At 32.8% G+C, this 16,069-nt stretch carries 17 protein-coding genes and 1 pseudogene; 17 read left to right on the top strand and 1 reads right to left on the bottom strand.

Annotated features, from left to right (window positions below):
* Positions 1-878 precede the first annotated feature (878 nt).
* Both EC501_RS12570 and EC501_RS12565 read left to right on the top strand, forming a co-directional pair.
* On the top strand, positions 879-1,226 hold the full coding sequence (locus EC501_RS12570; protein ID WP_122972649.1) for a hypothetical protein: 348 nt from the start codon (positions 879-881) through the stop codon (positions 1,224-1,226).
* Entirely contained in the window at positions 1,217-2,143 is a 927-nt protein-coding gene (locus tag EC501_RS12565) for a DUF1835 domain-containing protein (RefSeq protein WP_122972648.1), read from the top strand. Before EC501_RS12570 ends, EC501_RS12565 begins: the two co-directional genes overlap by 10 nt.
* 71 nt (positions 2,144-2,214) lie before the next feature.
* Here the strand turns inward: EC501_RS12565 and EC501_RS12560 are convergent, their stop codons facing one another.
* Positions 2,215-2,823 carry a LysE/ArgO family amino acid transporter gene (locus tag EC501_RS12560; protein ID WP_122972647.1) on the bottom strand — a complete coding sequence of 203 codons (609 nt, stop codon included), beginning with the start codon at positions 2,821-2,823 and terminating at the stop codon, positions 2,215-2,217.
* 98 nt (positions 2,824-2,921) lie between these two features.
* Here EC501_RS12560 and EC501_RS12555 point away from each other — a divergent pair, with 98 nt between their 5' ends.
* From EC501_RS12555 to EC501_RS12480, 15 genes and pseudogenes are all read left to right on the top strand, one after another.
* Positions 2,922-4,349, top strand: a complete 1,428-nt coding sequence (locus tag EC501_RS12555; RefSeq protein ID WP_122972646.1) for an aminotransferase-like domain-containing protein — start codon at positions 2,922-2,924, stop codon at positions 4,347-4,349.
* A 458-nt stretch (positions 4,350-4,807) separates the two neighbouring features.
* A complete protein-coding gene (locus EC501_RS12545; RefSeq protein WP_122972645.1) occupies positions 4,808-5,668 on the top strand; it encodes a RhaT/GlcU family sugar-proton symporter in 861 nt (286 codons plus the stop codon).
* 18 nt (positions 5,669-5,686) lie between these two features.
* Entirely contained in the window at positions 5,687-6,472 is a 786-nt protein-coding gene (locus tag EC501_RS12540; RefSeq protein ID WP_122972644.1) for a glucose 1-dehydrogenase, read from the top strand.
* Positions 6,473-6,629: 157 nt separating this feature from the next.
* Positions 6,630-7,067 (top strand): GNAT family N-acetyltransferase, encoded by a 438-nt coding sequence (locus tag EC501_RS12535; RefSeq protein ID WP_241559338.1) that lies wholly within the window; start codon positions 6,630-6,632, stop codon positions 7,065-7,067.
* 28 nt (positions 7,068-7,095) lie between these two features.
* The gene (locus EC501_RS12530) at positions 7,096-7,635 is read left to right on the top strand and encodes a DUF1572 family protein (protein WP_122972643.1); all 540 of its coding nucleotides are present in this window, start codon (positions 7,096-7,098) and stop codon (positions 7,633-7,635) included.
* Positions 7,636-7,901: 266 nt separating this feature from the next.
* Positions 7,902-8,315, top strand: coding sequence for a hypothetical protein (locus tag EC501_RS12525; protein ID WP_122972642.1), 414 nt, complete (start codon positions 7,902-7,904; stop codon positions 8,313-8,315).
* 178 nt (positions 8,316-8,493) lie between these two features.
* Positions 8,494-8,895: a retropepsin-like aspartic protease gene (locus EC501_RS12520; protein WP_122972641.1), complete on the top strand. Its 402-nt coding sequence runs from the start codon at positions 8,494-8,496 to the stop codon at positions 8,893-8,895.
* Between the two features lie 26 nt (positions 8,896-8,921).
* A pseudogene (locus EC501_RS12515) lies at positions 8,922-9,778 on the top strand (alpha/beta fold hydrolase).
* 46 nt (positions 9,779-9,824) lie between these two features.
* Complete coding sequence (locus tag EC501_RS12510; RefSeq protein ID WP_122972640.1) at positions 9,825-10,496, top strand: GNAT family N-acetyltransferase; 672 nt, start codon at positions 9,825-9,827, stop codon at positions 10,494-10,496.
* Between the two features lie 166 nt (positions 10,497-10,662).
* A complete protein-coding gene (locus EC501_RS12505; protein ID WP_174232689.1) occupies positions 10,663-11,727 on the top strand; it encodes a branched-chain amino acid aminotransferase in 1,065 nt (354 codons plus the stop codon).
* Between the two features lie 208 nt (positions 11,728-11,935).
* Entirely contained in the window at positions 11,936-12,685 is a 750-nt protein-coding gene (locus tag EC501_RS12500) for an SDR family NAD(P)-dependent oxidoreductase (RefSeq protein ID WP_122972638.1), read from the top strand.
* Between the two features lie 171 nt (positions 12,686-12,856).
* The gene (locus EC501_RS12495) at positions 12,857-13,468 is read left to right on the top strand and encodes an MOSC domain-containing protein (protein ID WP_406928244.1); all 612 of its coding nucleotides are present in this window, start codon (positions 12,857-12,859) and stop codon (positions 13,466-13,468) included.
* A 194-nt stretch (positions 13,469-13,662) separates the two neighbouring features.
* The gene (locus tag EC501_RS12490) at positions 13,663-14,118 is read left to right on the top strand and encodes a helix-turn-helix transcriptional regulator (RefSeq protein WP_122972637.1); all 456 of its coding nucleotides are present in this window, start codon (positions 13,663-13,665) and stop codon (positions 14,116-14,118) included.
* A gap of 286 nt (positions 14,119-14,404) precedes the next feature.
* Entirely contained in the window at positions 14,405-15,202 is a 798-nt protein-coding gene (prpE, locus tag EC501_RS12485) for a bis(5'-nucleosyl)-tetraphosphatase PrpE (RefSeq protein WP_122972636.1), read from the top strand.
* Between the two features lie 167 nt (positions 15,203-15,369).
* Positions 15,370-15,630: a DUF2164 family protein gene (locus EC501_RS12480; protein WP_122972635.1), complete on the top strand. Its 261-nt coding sequence runs from the start codon at positions 15,370-15,372 to the stop codon at positions 15,628-15,630.
* The last annotated feature ends 439 nt before the right edge of the window (positions 15,631-16,069 follow it).

Here is a 16,069-nt window from a genome sequence, read left to right as displayed (position 1 = left end):
ATTCTATCCACTCAAAAAGCCCGCTGTTGGCGGGCTTATAGGTATTCCGATACTATTTTATTTGGATTCTATATTGAGAAAAAGCAATAATCACAGTATTTGAGAGGTATTCCGCCCTGAATAAACAATATGATTAAAATAATGATGAACGTGACAAAGTGCTTCATGCTTTAACAAGGTATTTTTTAGCTCCTGTTTAAAGAATTAAAAGCGCTTAAACCGAATGAGAACGATCTTAAATAAAGCTTAAAACTTAGTTTTCCCTGTTCCAAAATGAATGTATAGCTAAACCTAAAGTTATAACGGGTAATATGTACTATAAAGTATATTTCTCAAAAAATATATTTAAATTCAGGTATAAACACTAAATATTTATAAATAAACATAAACATAAAAAATGAACTAACCAATAAAATAGATTCGGAAACATTAATAATTTTTTTATTTTTCATTTGAATACCTAACCTCTCTTATAAATTTGGACAAAACCATTCATAGTATAATTCCTTTTCATTTTTTCTGATTATATAACATTATGAAAAAAACAACATAATTTCCAATTAATAGTTTATCTTATATTAATATTTGGTAAACGATTGTTAAATACAAAAAGGAGTGAAGCGAATGAAATTGAAAAGAATATTATTTTCACTGTTAACTGCTCTATTGTAATCAAAAAAAGGATTAATGCTTTTTTTATGGAAATTATAAAGTAAGTTCATATTCACAACATCTATGATGATTATAAGATTATAAAGTAGGGGAGATTCGTATTTTACAGAGAAAAATTATTACAGCATCGATTTCAGGATCTTTATTTGCAATTTTATTCGGTTTAACATTCCCTTATATTTTTGTTGAAGACATCAATTCGGTAGTTGATTATATTTTCAGCTTTCATTTCCAATATGCCTCTTTATTTAATGTATAGTTTTCCAGTCATTTTAATCTATGGTGTCGTAACATCCATTTTAAGTGATAAAATCGGGGAATTATTATCTAAAAAAGAGAAATATCCAAAAGTTGAATGGATTGTATCGGGAATTTTCCATATCATGTTTGGCTTCATATTACTTTATATTAGTTTACTTGCCGCTATTCTCTTTTTTATAGTTGATAGAATACTAAAAAAATATAATAAAAGGTTTCATTGGAAACAAGCTGTTAAAAGTCTGGCTATTCCAGTTGGCCTTTGGATTATTTTTATGGGGAAATATTGGCTATAATTCGTTTTCAACTGATTCAAAATGATTGGAGTGATGGACAAGTGGCAGAAGAACGAAACATACATATGCAAAATATGGAACATTTGATAGCACTGGAAAATCGCAACGGTGTTGTCCATATTTGTACTTCAGAAGAGGTAGCTGGTGCTTTAAGATTTGCTCTTCAAAGTCCTAAGATTGTTATAGGATTTCCAGATTCTTTTTCGGTAGGACCGTTGTGGTCATTGAACGATAAAATCGGTCAAAATTTCCGAAAACAATGGCTATTCGATTGTTTTATTAATGAGGAAAAAGAGATTGACTATGAAAAAAATTTCACCAATACATTGTGTCAGATTAATTCCATACCAAAACATGTTCCAATTTATATTTGGTACAGTAACAACGTTGGAGAACAAACGGGACTTCGTTATTATCTTTATTTAATGAGAGAAAAGCAAAATAAAGTCTTCCTGTTGAACTGTAGCGAACTAAATGATAATCCGAAACAAACTTTTCACTATACCGATAGACTAGATTCAATTGTATTGAAGGATATTTTTGAAAAGAGCAAAGAAATTGAAGCTTTATGTGACGAACAACACTATCAATTACAAAGAGAGTGGGAAAAGCTCTCCGAAACAAAAGAAGTTTTACGTATTTGGATAAATAATGGTATACAAAGTGTTCCAGAAAATTATTATGATTTACTAATCATTGAAACAATTGAAAAGCTCCATCAACAACAAAGGGTGAAAGATTATATTTTGTGTGGAATATTAGTCGGAGAAATATTATCAAAAATGGTCGAAACGGCGGATGGCACGATGGACGATCGTTTTTTAGAATATCGGATTCGACAACTAATAAACAATGGGGTATTTGAATCAAATGGAGATCCTAAATCAATGAGACATTACAGTGTTAAAATGCGGTAATGTCTCTATGAGAAAGATAGTGTAACAAAGTGAAAAAATAATTTCACTCTGTTACATTTGTTTTGTAATTTCTAAGATATTAAACCAACGGCAATATAAATCGCGGTTCCCCAAATGAAGAGGGCAGAGCATTTGTTAAATAAATTCATTAGTCTCCCAGAATCGTCTAGCTTTTTTAATACTGAGCCTGCGAATGTTAAGCCAATGAACCATATCCAAGATACCGCAATACATGCTGCAGTAAATAAAATTTGATCTTTTCCGATATACGTTAAAGCACTTGTCCCAATCACCCCGACAATATCTAAAATAGCATGGGGATTTAAAAAGGAAACGGATAAAGCAAAAACAATTTGTTTATGTATTGGTAAAGCTTGCTTCCCTTCTGTTGGTGAAGATGGTTCAGTACGCCAAATGGAATAACCCATGTATAATAGAAAGACAACGCCAACAATAATTAGACTAAACCGCAACCATTCAAATTGTAAAACAATCACTGATAAACCGAAGATTGCTAATAAAATTAACAAAGTATCACAAACTGCAGCTGTAATAGTAGCTGGCAGTGCTCGAAGTAGATTTGGTTGAGTGGCCCCTTGGGAAAAGACAAATACGTTTTGTACGCCTAATGGTAAAATAAGACCAAATGCTAAAACAACTCCATGAAGAATGACTTCCATATAATCAACTCCTTTCCAACTCTATGATACTATGGTACAACTAAAAGAAAACAACCAATTGGATGGATTATTATCCACCCAATTTAAAAGGTGATGCAATGAAGTGGAAACCAAACCGTCATTCCCATTTAACGATTCATGAACAAATTGTTGATTGGATGAAAAGTCGTATAGAAAATGGAGATTGGTCTATCGGCACAAAAATACCAACCCAGCGGGAACTTGCGACCCAATTTCAAGTAAATCGAAGCACGATCCAACTGGCATTGGATGAATTGAAGGCTGATGGATTAATCGAATCAAGGGTCGGTTCAGGTATCTATGTGGCTAACAATTCTTGGAATGTATTACTAAACAATTCCCAACCCAATTGGCAACAACATATTGACGGTAGTATTCATAAACCAAACTACCATACGATTCAACTCATTAATGAATATGAGCAATTACATCATATCATCCGTCTTGGTACAGGGGAAATAGCCCCTGAATTACTTCCAACAAAACAGCTCGAACATTCATTAAAGGAACTGGCATTAGATGCAAGATCAATTGGTTATTCATCTCCCTTAGGAAATGAAACATTACGGGCTAATTTATGTGAATATTTAAAAAAACATGGAATTCAAACAAGTTCCGAAAATATTTTAATCGTATCAGGAGCACTTCAAGCGCTACAGCTTATTGCGGTAGGGTTATTGGAAGCAGGTTCAGTTGTTTTCCATGAACAACCGTCCTATTTAAATTCAGTACATCCTTTTCAATCAGCTGGAATGCGTATGATTTCTGTTTCGAAAAATAATCATCTGATACAACAATTAAAAGCATACAAGAGAAACAGACAATCCTTATTTTACACCGTTCCAACATTACATAATCCGACTGGATATAGTTTGTCTTTAAAAGAAAAAGAAGATTTATTTCATGTTTGTAAAGAACTTCAAATACCGATTATTGAAGATGATGTTTACCACGAATTATTATTTGAAACGACTTCACCTGCTATGAAATCCTTTGATAAAACGGGACAAGTATTGTATATCGGGAGTGTATCTAAAACATTAAGTCCTGGACTACGCATTGGATGGGTTGTAGGACCTTCAAAGGTTATTGAACGATTAGCTGATATAAAAATGCAGACGGATTATGGTTCAAGTGCCATTTCTCAATTAATCGTCTCCCATTGGATTGCTACTGGATTATATGAAAAACATTTAGTGGAACTTCGTCAACAATTAAAGTGGAGAGCAACATTTGTCGAACATATACTAAATCAACAATTTAAAGACATCGCGACATGGACAAAGCCAGAAGGTGGTTTTTATATATGGCTTAAATTCCATAAACCGATTGTCAATAAAGCATTGTTTCTAAGGTTATTGAAAGAAAATGTACTTATAAATCCAGGGTATATATATGATTCCAGTGATTTACATCATATTAGGCTTTCTTATGCCTATGCATCCTTTGAACAATTAAAAGTTGGATTAAATACACTATTTGAAATGATTCAACACAACAAGTAAAGAAAATGGGAAGGAGAATAATAATTGGTTTGGAATATAATATTTTTATTCCTTATGATTGCCCTAATCCTATCATCTGTTGTATTAATTAAAAAAAGGAAAAAGGGTAGGATTACTGGGGTTAAAAGTACACTACCTTCAATCTGTTTTATATTGATTGCCATATTAAACATAGTCGCCATTTGGTTTGATTGGTTAGGTTTAATAAGCTGGATGATTACTGTTATTTTGTTAATAGTTGGTGCATATTTCACGAAATATTTGACAATTAATAAAAAATTTATTTAGTTATGAGGACGTTAATCCATCATCGTTATGGATTAACGTTTTTTTAGGTAATGTATAAATTTTAGTTTCTAAAACAATATAAGATGTACAATTTCACTTTCCTTTTCGTTGTTTGTTGAGCTATGAAAGTAATGAAAATCTGACATCATTTAAACAGGAAGGTTTTGATCATGGATATTTTCTTAGCAGTTTTACCGGCCGTATTTTGGGGAAGTATCGTACTATTTAACGTAAAACTTGGGGGAGGACCTTATAGTCAAACCCTTGGTACAACGTTAGGTGCTTTAATTTTTTCCATTGGGGTTTTTATTTTTACACAACCTAGCATTACACCTTTTGTTTTTATCATTGGTGTTGTTTCGGGATTATTTTGGGCACTTGGTCAAGCAAATCAGCTAAAAAGTATTGATTTAATTGGCGTTTCGAAAACAATGCCTATCTCAACGGGGCTTCAATTAGTTTCCACTACTTTGTTTGGGGTAATTGTTTTTAAAGAATGGTCTACAACGACATCCATTATCCTAGGTGTTCTAGCTATTATTTTCATCATTATCGGGATTATTTTAACATCCCTTCAAAGTAAAGAAGAACAAGCCGCTGAAGAAACGAAAGGAAATTTTAAAAAAGGGATTGTCATTTTATTAATTTCTACTTTTGGTTACTTAGTTTATGTAGTCGTTATTCGTCTATTTAATGTGGACGGATGGACAGCTTTACTTCCTCAAGCGATTGGTATGGTCATCGGGGGGATATTGCTAACTTTTAAACATAAACCATTCAACAAATATGCAATCCGCAACATTATCCCAGGTCTTATTTGGGCTGCAGGGAATATGTTTTTATTCATTTCACAACCTCGAGTAGGTGTTGCGACAAGTTTTTCCCTTTCTCAAATGGGGATCGTCATTTCAACTTTAGGCGGTATTATCATTTTAGGTGAACGAAAAACGAAGCGTCAGCTAATAGGAATTGTTATTGGAATTATACTAATTATCATAGCTGGAGTTATGTTAGGTCTCGCAAAAGTTTAACTAGGAGGGTATTTCAAAATGTACAAAGATTTAGAAGGAAAAGTAGTTGTTATAACAGGTTCTTCTACAGGTTTAGGAAAAGCGATGGCAATTCGTTTTGCAATGGAAAAAGCAAAGGTAGTTGTCAATTATCGCTCTAAAGAAGATGAAGCTAACAGTGTTTTGGAAGAAATTAAAAACATCGGTGGAGAAGCAATTGCTGTAAAAGCTGATGTTACTGTAGAGTCTGAGGTAATCGATTTAGTTCAATCTGCTATACAACATTTTGGAAAACTTGATGTAATGATTAATAATGCGGGATTAGAAAATCCAGTTCCGTCCCATGAGATGACTTTAAGTGATTGGAATCGCGTAATTGATACGAACTTAACAGGAGCATTTATCGGAAGCCGGGAAGCGATTAAATATTTTGTTGAAAACAATGTAAAAGGAAACGTTATTAATATGTCGAGCGTTCATGAGAAAATTCCATGGCCTTTATTTGTTCACTATGCAGCAAGTAAAGGTGGGATCAAGTTAATGACTCAAACATTGGCTATGGAATATGCACCAAAAGGAATTCGAGTAAATAACATTGGACCAGGTGCGATTAATACGCCGATTAATGCAGAAAAATTTGCTGACCCAGTACAACGAGCTGATGTAGAAAGTATGATTCCAATGGGATACATCGGAAAGCCGGAGGAAATAGCAGCTGTCGCAGCATGGCTTGCTTCTTCTGAATCAAGCTATGTAACCGGAATAACGCTCTTTGCTGATGGTGGTATGACGTTATATCCATCATTCCAAGCGGGACGTGGATAATATAATTTAATGATAAAGATAAAACTAGTGGAGAAAAGAAATACTTTTTCTCCACTTTTTTTGTTTAAAGAAAAAAGGATAAGTACCATAAATTATCGAAATATATTCTTACATACGATACATATAAAATTTTACTCAAATGAAGGAGTATCATAAAATGGCCATTGAAATAAGAACAGTGATGCCTATAGATTATGAACAATTAGTCGAATTAATGGGGGATCTAGGTTATCCAACAACTTTTGAAAAACTAATGAAGCGATTTGAAGTTATAGAAAAACACGAAGATTATAAAGCGCTTGTTGCTGTTGAAGGAAATAACGTTGTAGGTTTTGCGGGGATGTGTAAAGCCCTTGCCTTTGAGTTTGATGGTATATATGTACGGTTGCTTGCCTTTGTTGTGAAGTCTAATCAACGGGAAAAAGGAGTAGGCAAAATGCTTCTAAACGCTTGTGAACAATGGGCAATTGAAATAGGTGCAAAAACAATCACTTTAAATAGCGGTAATCGGGAAGAACGGGAAGTAGCCCATTTATTTTATAAAAGAAATGGATTTGAAGGGAAAAGTACAGGTTTCATTAAAAAATTAAATTAGATGTATTTTCTGAATGGAGGAAACAATATTGACAATAGGAAACGAATATTTGAAAAGTGTCATTGGAAAATTTAACAGTGTAAAAAAATTAGGAGACGATACAATCCGACAACTGACTGAAGAAGACTTGCATTGGGCTTATAATACAGAATCTAATAGCATTGCTATCATTGTAAAACATATGAGCGGAAACATGGTATCTAGATGGACAGACTTTTTAACAACAGATGGAGAAAAGGATTATCGAAATCGTGATGACGAATTTACCGACGATATTTCTTCATTAGCTGAACTAAAATCAATTTGGGAAAAAGGGTGGAATACGTTACTCGATACATTAACAAGTTTAACTGAACAAGATCTATTGAGAACAATTTATATTCGTGGTGAAGGGCACACAGTGATTGATGCGATTGAAAGACAATTATCCCATTACTCTTATCACATCGGCCAAATTGTCTTTATTGGAAAACTGGTCAGAGGGGAGCAATGGAATAGTCTAAGCATACCTAAGGGAAAATCTAAGGAGTACTTAATGGAAATGCTTGAGAAACATCAAGGAAAGTAACAGTTTCATACGAAGCGGAGCGTTAATCTATAAAGATTAACGTTTTTTTATTGAAAAAATTAAGGTTGTCCCTTTTTCTATTCCATTTTATTGAAAGGGCAATAATAAAACTTATTGCATCATATGTTAAATTACACCTTAGAATGTGAAATTTACCATTATTTGATGTGGAGAGTGCTAGTAAAGAAAATTGAATGTATTCTGTTAAATAAAGTGCCCTATTAGTCAAATAAATGAGTTTTTAAAGGTAAAAAGGAGGAAATCCATTGAAACATCTTTTGAAACTTTTTTCTTTCATTTTGTTAGTGATGATTATAGTTGCCTGTTCCGATGATAGTCGTTATTTAATTCGGGCTGACGTACAAATTGTAAATGAAGATGAAAGCCTTGAAGAAGAGGAAATGATATTGGATATCATTACGTTAGATTCCATTAAAAGTATCATGCATGAGGTAGATTGGGAACAGGAATCCGATGAAGAGATGGTTCGAAAGGAAGATGTTTTAATTACCCTTTTTTATAAAGAAGATGAAGATTCTCCGGAACAACTTTTTCTTTACCGCATTTGGTTTCATGAAGATCAATCCGTTACAATTATTAGCAATAATGAAGAAGAGGGTTATGGAACATTAGATGAAGAATACGGTATTAAATTAAAAAATATATTAACGAACGGATAAAATAATTAAGAAAGTTAAGAAGAATAGTGTTGATTCTACTAAAACAATCATATATTGGTGAAACAAGAAACGGGTATAAAACATATCCGTTTTTTAATTTTTTCTATTAATGGTTATAACTAGTAATACCTTACAAAACTATTTACATTAAAGTTCGACATAGGGGTAGGTGTTCATAGTGAAAAAATTAATCCTTGATGAAGGACTATTGTTGACGGATATGGAATTAACCTATAAAGGAAAATCAATTCATCTTCAAAGAGTATTAGTTGATACTGGTTCTGCTACTACAATTATTTGTTCTGATTTTGCTGAAGAGATTGGAATTGTTGCGGAGGAAAATGATATGATTTATCGGATTTGCGGTGTAGGCGGTTCAGAACTAGTTTTCTCCAAAACAATCGATGGCATTAAAATAGGGAATATGATTGCGAAGTCTTTTCCTATAGAAATCGGCGCAATGAACTATGATTTTCAATTGGATGGCATTATTGGCTTAAATTTATTAAAAGAATTAAAGGCGATGATTAATATGGGAAATTTGTCATTGCAATTAGAAAACTCGGCGATTCTCGATTAGAAATAAAAGAGGAGGAGGTTATTTACTTGTGGGTTCGACAATTTATAGAAACAACTCGTGGAACTTTTGAGATTTTCGTAAAAGGTGAGGGAGAACCACTTGCTGTGACCCATTTGTATTCGGAGTATGATGAGAGAGGAACGATCGCTGCCAATCCTTATACAGATTATTATAAAGTATATTTAATTAATCTTCGTGGAGCAGGAAATTCAGTAAAAGCTTCCAATATACATCAATATAGTATGGAGGAGTCGGTTCTTGATTTAGAGTCAATAAGGGAGACTTTAAAATTACAAAGATGGGGATTTGCTGGCCATTCAACAGGAGGAATGCTCGCTTTAAAGTATGGTATTAACTTCCCGTCATCTTTAACAAAACTTATTGTTGGGGGAGCTGCTGCTAGTTATGAATACGCCCAGCATCCGAAGTGTATTTATTGTACCGAAAATGCGAATTATAAAAGAATAATAGAAATTATGGATCGATTAAATAGTAAGGAAACAACGATTGAGGAAAGAAAAAGTTTAAGCTATGAGTGGTCATTAATGTCATTTTATAAAGAAGAAAAATTAAAACAATTGTTGACCCAACCAAATAGCGGAAAAACAATTGGAGAAAGATTGCAATATTTTAGAAAATAGAATACCCTACATACGATGTTAGAGATGCATTAAAACTTGTGAATATACCTAGTTATATATATGTTGGATAATATGATAGCCAATGTCCTTTAAAATTTAGTGAAGAAATTGCAGCTCTAATTCCTCAAGCAAATTTAACGATATTCGAAGAAAGTAACCATTATCCATATTTTGAAGAAGCAGAGGAGTTTGAAGAATTTGTTATTAGCACTTTAAGTGAAATAAAAACGACATCTTCATAACAGAAATAAACACGATCATTCATTTACTATGAAAAGGAGAAGGAACATGGAATATATTCGAATCACAAACTTACATGACCCATTATTTAAAAAAATGCATACACTTTTAGGAGAAGTTTTCCCTCCCGAAGAAGTATTGGAGTTTAATCTTTGGAAAGAGCCATTGGAGGATCCAAGTATTCATGTATACGTTGCAGACCATGACGGGGAAGTAGTAGGCGCAACAGAATACCGTTATTATCCCCAATGGAATGTCGCAATGACAGATTTTACAATTATTGGACAACCTGGACTAGCTATTGGACGTTTCCTTGCTGAAAAACGACAAGAGGATTTACATAGGTTAGCCGAGGAAAATGGAAAAGTATTATATGGAGGATTTGCTGAAATTTATAATCCATATTTAAGGAAAGATGTTGAATTTGGTGGAGTCATCCCTATGAATCCTTATGTTCGAAGAGAAGTTTTATCACACCTTGGGTATAAGCGGCTGGATTTCCCTTATGTTCATCCTTCTTGGAAAAATGATGGAGAACCTGTACTTGGTCTAGATTTTTGCTTTATTCCAACGGACGATCATATTACAGAAATTTCTACGGATTTAGTTGTTGATTTTTTAATGGATTATTATTCCGTATTATCAAATAAGCCTAAAATGTGGTATGAGATGTTGGATTTTTTAAAAGCACAAAAAAAGGTAAAATTGCTTCCGTTGTAGAAGAAACGATTTACTTTTACTAGAATAATTAATTTTTTAAAAATTGTTGAGGAATAAATGAAAAAGTTTTACTAGATTGTTTATCAAAAAAGTGTAATATTAATATCTATAGAAGTTTTATAGTGTAAAATTTCGGAACATTCAATTTTCAATGGAGGCAATGACAATGTTAGACATCAAAATAGAATTAACAACAAAACCAAAGGAAAAACCGGCTCCAGACGAATTAGGATTCGGTCATTATTTTACGGACCATATGTTCGTCTTAGATTATACAGAAGGTATTGGATGGCACGATGGTCGCATTGTACCTTATCAACCCCTTTCTTTAGATCCATCTGCAATGATTTTCCATTATGGTCAATCAGTCTTTGAAGGATTAAAAGCATATGTAACGGTAAATAATGAGGCGCTTTTATTCCGTGCGGATCGTAATTTTAAACGTTTAAATAATTCGAATGCTCGTTTATGTATTCCTGAAATTGATGAACAGTATGCATTAGAGGCGTTAAAACAATTAGTATCTATTGATCGTGAATGGATTCCGAGCGCACCCGGAACGTCCCTTTATATTCGACCATTTATTATTGCAACGGAACCGAATTTAGGAGTTCACCCTTCGAAAAACTATCAATTTATTATCATCATGTCTCCATCGGGTTCGTACTATAAGGAAGGAATCAATCCAGTAAAAATTATGGTTGAAGAACAATTTGTTCGTGCTGTCAAAGGGGGTACTGGTGAAGCAAAAACCGGTGGTAACTATGCAAGTGCCTTAAAAGGACAACAAATTGCAGATAAAGAAGGATATTCCCAAACGCTTTGGTTAGATGGGAAGGAAAATAAATATGTAGAAGAAGTAGGAAGTATGAATATCTTCTTTAAAATTAATGGGACTGTCATTACTCCTGCCTTAAACGGTAGTATTTTACCTGGTATTACACGGGATTCCATGATTCAAGTATTAAAATCGAAACAAATTCCAGTTGAGGAACGTCGAATTTCAATTGATGAGGTTGTGGAAGCCGCGCACCAAGGTACGCTTGAAGAAGTATTTGGAACTGGAACTGCTGCTGTTATTTCTCCAGTGGGTGAATTAAAATATTTAGATGAAAAAATTATAATTAATAATGGAGAAATCGGTGAAGTTTCCCAAATGCTTTATGACACATTAACTGGTATTCAAAACGGTAAGATTGAGGACACGTTTGGCTGGACAATTCGATTATAATTTCTATCAATATTCCTCGATTTTCTGATAGGCTAAATCGTAACCCTAACAAAAATACTTTGTTAGGGTTTTATTATTGGATAGTCTAGAAGTCATGTTAAATGTCGAAAGTAAAATTATGATTGTGAGAAATTTGTTTATACTAATATAGATTCATTTTTCTTTTTTAGATTATAATACTTCTTACAATTAAATGGAGGAATTTACCTTGAGTAAAGTTGCGATTATTACTGGTGGAGGTAGCGGTTTAGGACAAGCTACTGCTGTTCGTTTAGCCCAAGAGGGTATTAATATTGTTGTAGTAGATGTAAGTGAAAAAGGTGGAAACGAAACGGTAGTAATGGTAAAAGAAATTGGCGTCGATTCAATTTTCGTTAAAGCAGATGTGTCAAAACCTGAAGACGTAAAAAATTATGTCGATCAAACAGTAAGCCATTTTGGTACAATTGATTACTTCTTTAATAACGCAGGAATTTCTGGTAGTGGTAAATTCTTTTTAGATACAACATTAGAGGAAATTAATCAAATTGTTGGCATTAATTTACTTGGTGCTCTTTACGGTGTTCGTTATGTTGCCGAAGTCATGTTAAAGAATGGTGGAGGTTCCATTGTTAACACGGCTTCAAGTGCAGGTGTCATTGGACAAGATTCTGTTGTAACGTATTCCGCTACAAAACATGGGATTGTGGGACTAACAAAAAGTATGGTGGCAGAATATGCGAAAGATGGCTTACGAGTAAACGCAATTGCTCCTGGACCAACTGAAACACCAATGGTAAAAACTTTTTATGAAGCAAATCCTGAAATGAAAAAAAATGCAACAGGTGGTATTCCTCAAAAACGTTTAGGTACTCCGGAAGAAGTAGCTGAACTTGTTACTTTCTTATTAACTTCAAAAGCTGAATATATTAATGGTGAAGTTATTCGAATTGATGGGGGCTTTACAAATACAAAATAAAGATATCTTTTTTAATATGGCAATTAGCTAAGTTTTGCATCTAGACAATTTTGTCTAGATGCTTTTTCCTTTTTATTGTTAAATTTTGTTATAATAAGAGAAACAAATGAACTAAAAAGGAATGATATAGTGATTGAATTAAAAAACTTTTCAATCGGTTTACCGAAACAGATGAAGTACGGAGATGACTTAGAAGTATCAACGGCCATTTGTAAAGAACAAGTTGAAGAAGCTTATTTAACTAAAAATGGTTTTAATGGAGATGGAGTTGCGGATTTAAAACATCATGGTGGACCTGATCGAGCAGTTTGTGTTTACCCTTTTGAACATTATAAACTTTGGGAAGAAGAGTTTGGTCACGTCCTTTCAGCTTCTACATTCGGAGAAAATATTACGGTAACAAATATGTTAGAAGCAGATGTTCATATTGGGGATATTTATCAACTTGGAGATGCGGTCATTCAAATAACTCAAGGTAGAGTTCCATGTAGTACGATTACAAAAAGAACAAATAATCCTCTTATTATGAAAAGGATGGTTGAAACGGGTTTCACAGGATACTTATGCCGAGTTTTAGAAGAAGGAAATGTATGCCAAAATTCCAAAATTCGGTTAATTGAAAAACACCCAAAACGAGTTTCCGTTTTATATGGTAACGATTTATATTTTCATCGTCCTAAGGACATAGAAGGGATAAAAAAGATGTTGGAAGTCAAGGAGCTTGCTGAGGAATGGAAAGCTTATTTAACTAAACGATTAAATAAATTAGTAAATTCAAATTAATCCTTTCATTTTCTAACTAAAAATGTTCATGCAGATTATTCATTTTGCCTAACCTGTAAAAAAATTTGGAAAATTTCTTTATAATATGTAACCTTTTTCTCCCTTTGACGGTCTAACATTTAGGAGATGTTTCTTACTATATTGATTTAATAAAAAGAAAAAAGGTAAAATTAACAACTTTTGGGGTGGTATCGATGGATCGTGACTTTATTATTCAAATTGCTTCTGAGAATTTGAAAACAATAAGGACAGAGCACAATTACACTCAAGATAAAATGGCAGAAATACTAGGAATATCCAAAAAAACATTAGTTCAAATTGAAAAAGAACGGACCCTTGCTGATTGGACGACAGCAATTGCCATATGTGCTCTGTTTCGGGAAAGCTGCATTTTACAAAAACAAATGGGTGGGGATCCGTTAGAAGTGATTGAATTAACAGTCCATGACGTAATTATTCGTCCTCAAGAAAAAACAATGGGCGGACATATTATGTGGAAGAATATTACAGAATATAAAGGCTTTAAACTTCAACGAAATTTATTAAGTAAACATTTTCGTATTTTAGATGATGAAAATTATCGATTAATTAGTACTTTTGATGAGCAAGTAGCAAAGGAAAAATGGAAAGATATTCAAAGAACAATATAAGTCTAAGTAAACTAGCCCTTACCGAAGAAACTACATAATAAATGTTTTAACATATAAAATAATGGGCTATAAATTGAATTCCATTTTATAAAAGTAAAAATCAATCACCTAATAAGAGGTGATTGATGTCTTTACCATTCCTATTCCAAACTACCCTTACATACTTTTCCCCTTATTTCTTCTGCATGTTTTTATTCCAATTTTCTAATAATAAATGATATGTATAAGTTATTTCCATTTTTATTTTTATCCAAATTTGAATTGATTCGGTATGGAGGGGTTTTATATGAGAATAGAAGTTGGAGAAGGGCTAGATATCGTAGGGGATATTCATGCTTGTTATGATGAATTCCTTATACTTCTTGAAAAACTAGGTTACAAACAAAAAGATAAAGGGTTTTTCTATCACCCAAATGGTAGGAAATTAGTTTCTTTAGGTGACGTAATGAGCAGAGGGCCAAAGTCCATTTTAACGATGGTTTTTTTCTTGAAGCATGTTGAAGCAGGGCTAGCCTATATGATTGATAGTAATCATGGTTGGAAAATTGCGCGGTGGTTAGATGGGCGGAATGTTCAACTACGACATGGTGATGAAAAAGTTGCAGAGGAGTTTGGACTGTATGAAAAGGAATATGGATTGCAAAAGACGCAGGATTTAAAGGCCAAACTTAAGACATTGCTTTTGGAAGCCCCTTCCCATTATATTGTTACTGAAAATGGTAAGGAAAAACTTGTTTGTACCCATGCAGGAATTAAAGATGAATATATCGGAAAAGAAAATAATAAAATTAAAAATTTTTGTCGCTATGGGGATGTAGCAGGAATGGATGATAAAGGTAAACCGATTAGACGCGATTGGTTTGAAAAGCACGAAGGGGAATTAAAGATTGTATGGGGACATGACCCAAAACCAGAACCGTTTATGAAAAATAATACGATTAACATTGATCAAGGTGTTGTCTTTGGAGGAAAACTGACATGTTATCGTTATCCAGAAGAACAGTTTGTTTTTGTAGAAGCTTTGAAAAATCATTCAGGAAAAAATGATTTAGATAATCCTTTATATAGGTGTAAAGCAGATTAATAATATATATGAAAGGTTATTACAATTACGTAATACCTTTTTATTTTTTATACTCTTGTATATTTTTTAACAAATTAAGGAAAAGTAAATGAGTGATTAGTAAAATAATGGGAATTATGTTATATATATTGATAGTGAGAAAAGAGAGAGAAAAGGGGGAACATTGAGTGAGTTTAAATTTTTCAAAAGAACAGTATCAATTATTTTATGAGATTCAGAACTTTTTCTTTAATGAAATGACGGTAAATCTTTCGGATCAAGAAATAGAAAAGCTCCTATTGTTTATTCAAGAAACTGTATCACCCTACCTATATAACTCCATTTTATACGATGTGTACCGTATCATTGAAAAACAATGCGAGAACATTGAAGAAGAGGTTCTAAATTTAGAAAAATCAAAAAAAAATGTAAAATCCCTTTATAATTAATTTCGCTTTCTAAGAGGTGTTACATATTACTTTGTGAGTTTGCAATAAAGTTGACATCACTTTATTGCAAACTCTTTTAGTTTTACCTTTTAACTTCATCATACCCAATGTATTTTTCCTCACATATCTATTCCACAAATACACCAAATATAATGAGGTGGAGTTGAGAAAGGAAATATACTAGTAAAATTTTAAAAAAATCAAATTTTTTGTTTAACAGACGTTTCTTCGGGTAATTCAATAATAGTGAATACGTAAGAAATAAAATTAAGTAATCCTACAATAATAATGATAGTTTGTCAGTGAAAAATGGATGGATGTATTTCGCAAGTAAAAATTGAGCCATTTATTAATTAAAAACTGATCCACTTAAACCGAACTATTTTCTAGCCATTCTTTTGTATCTAATATTCGATAAGATGGTCCAACCATGTCTATC

The organism is Lysinibacillus halotolerans (genome assembly GCF_003711845.1).
GTDB lineage: Bacteria > Bacillota > Bacilli > Bacillales_A > Planococcaceae > Ureibacillus > Ureibacillus halotolerans.
The sequence above is the reverse complement of the archived record's forward strand: the minus strand, read 5'-3'. Positions and strand labels throughout refer to the sequence as shown.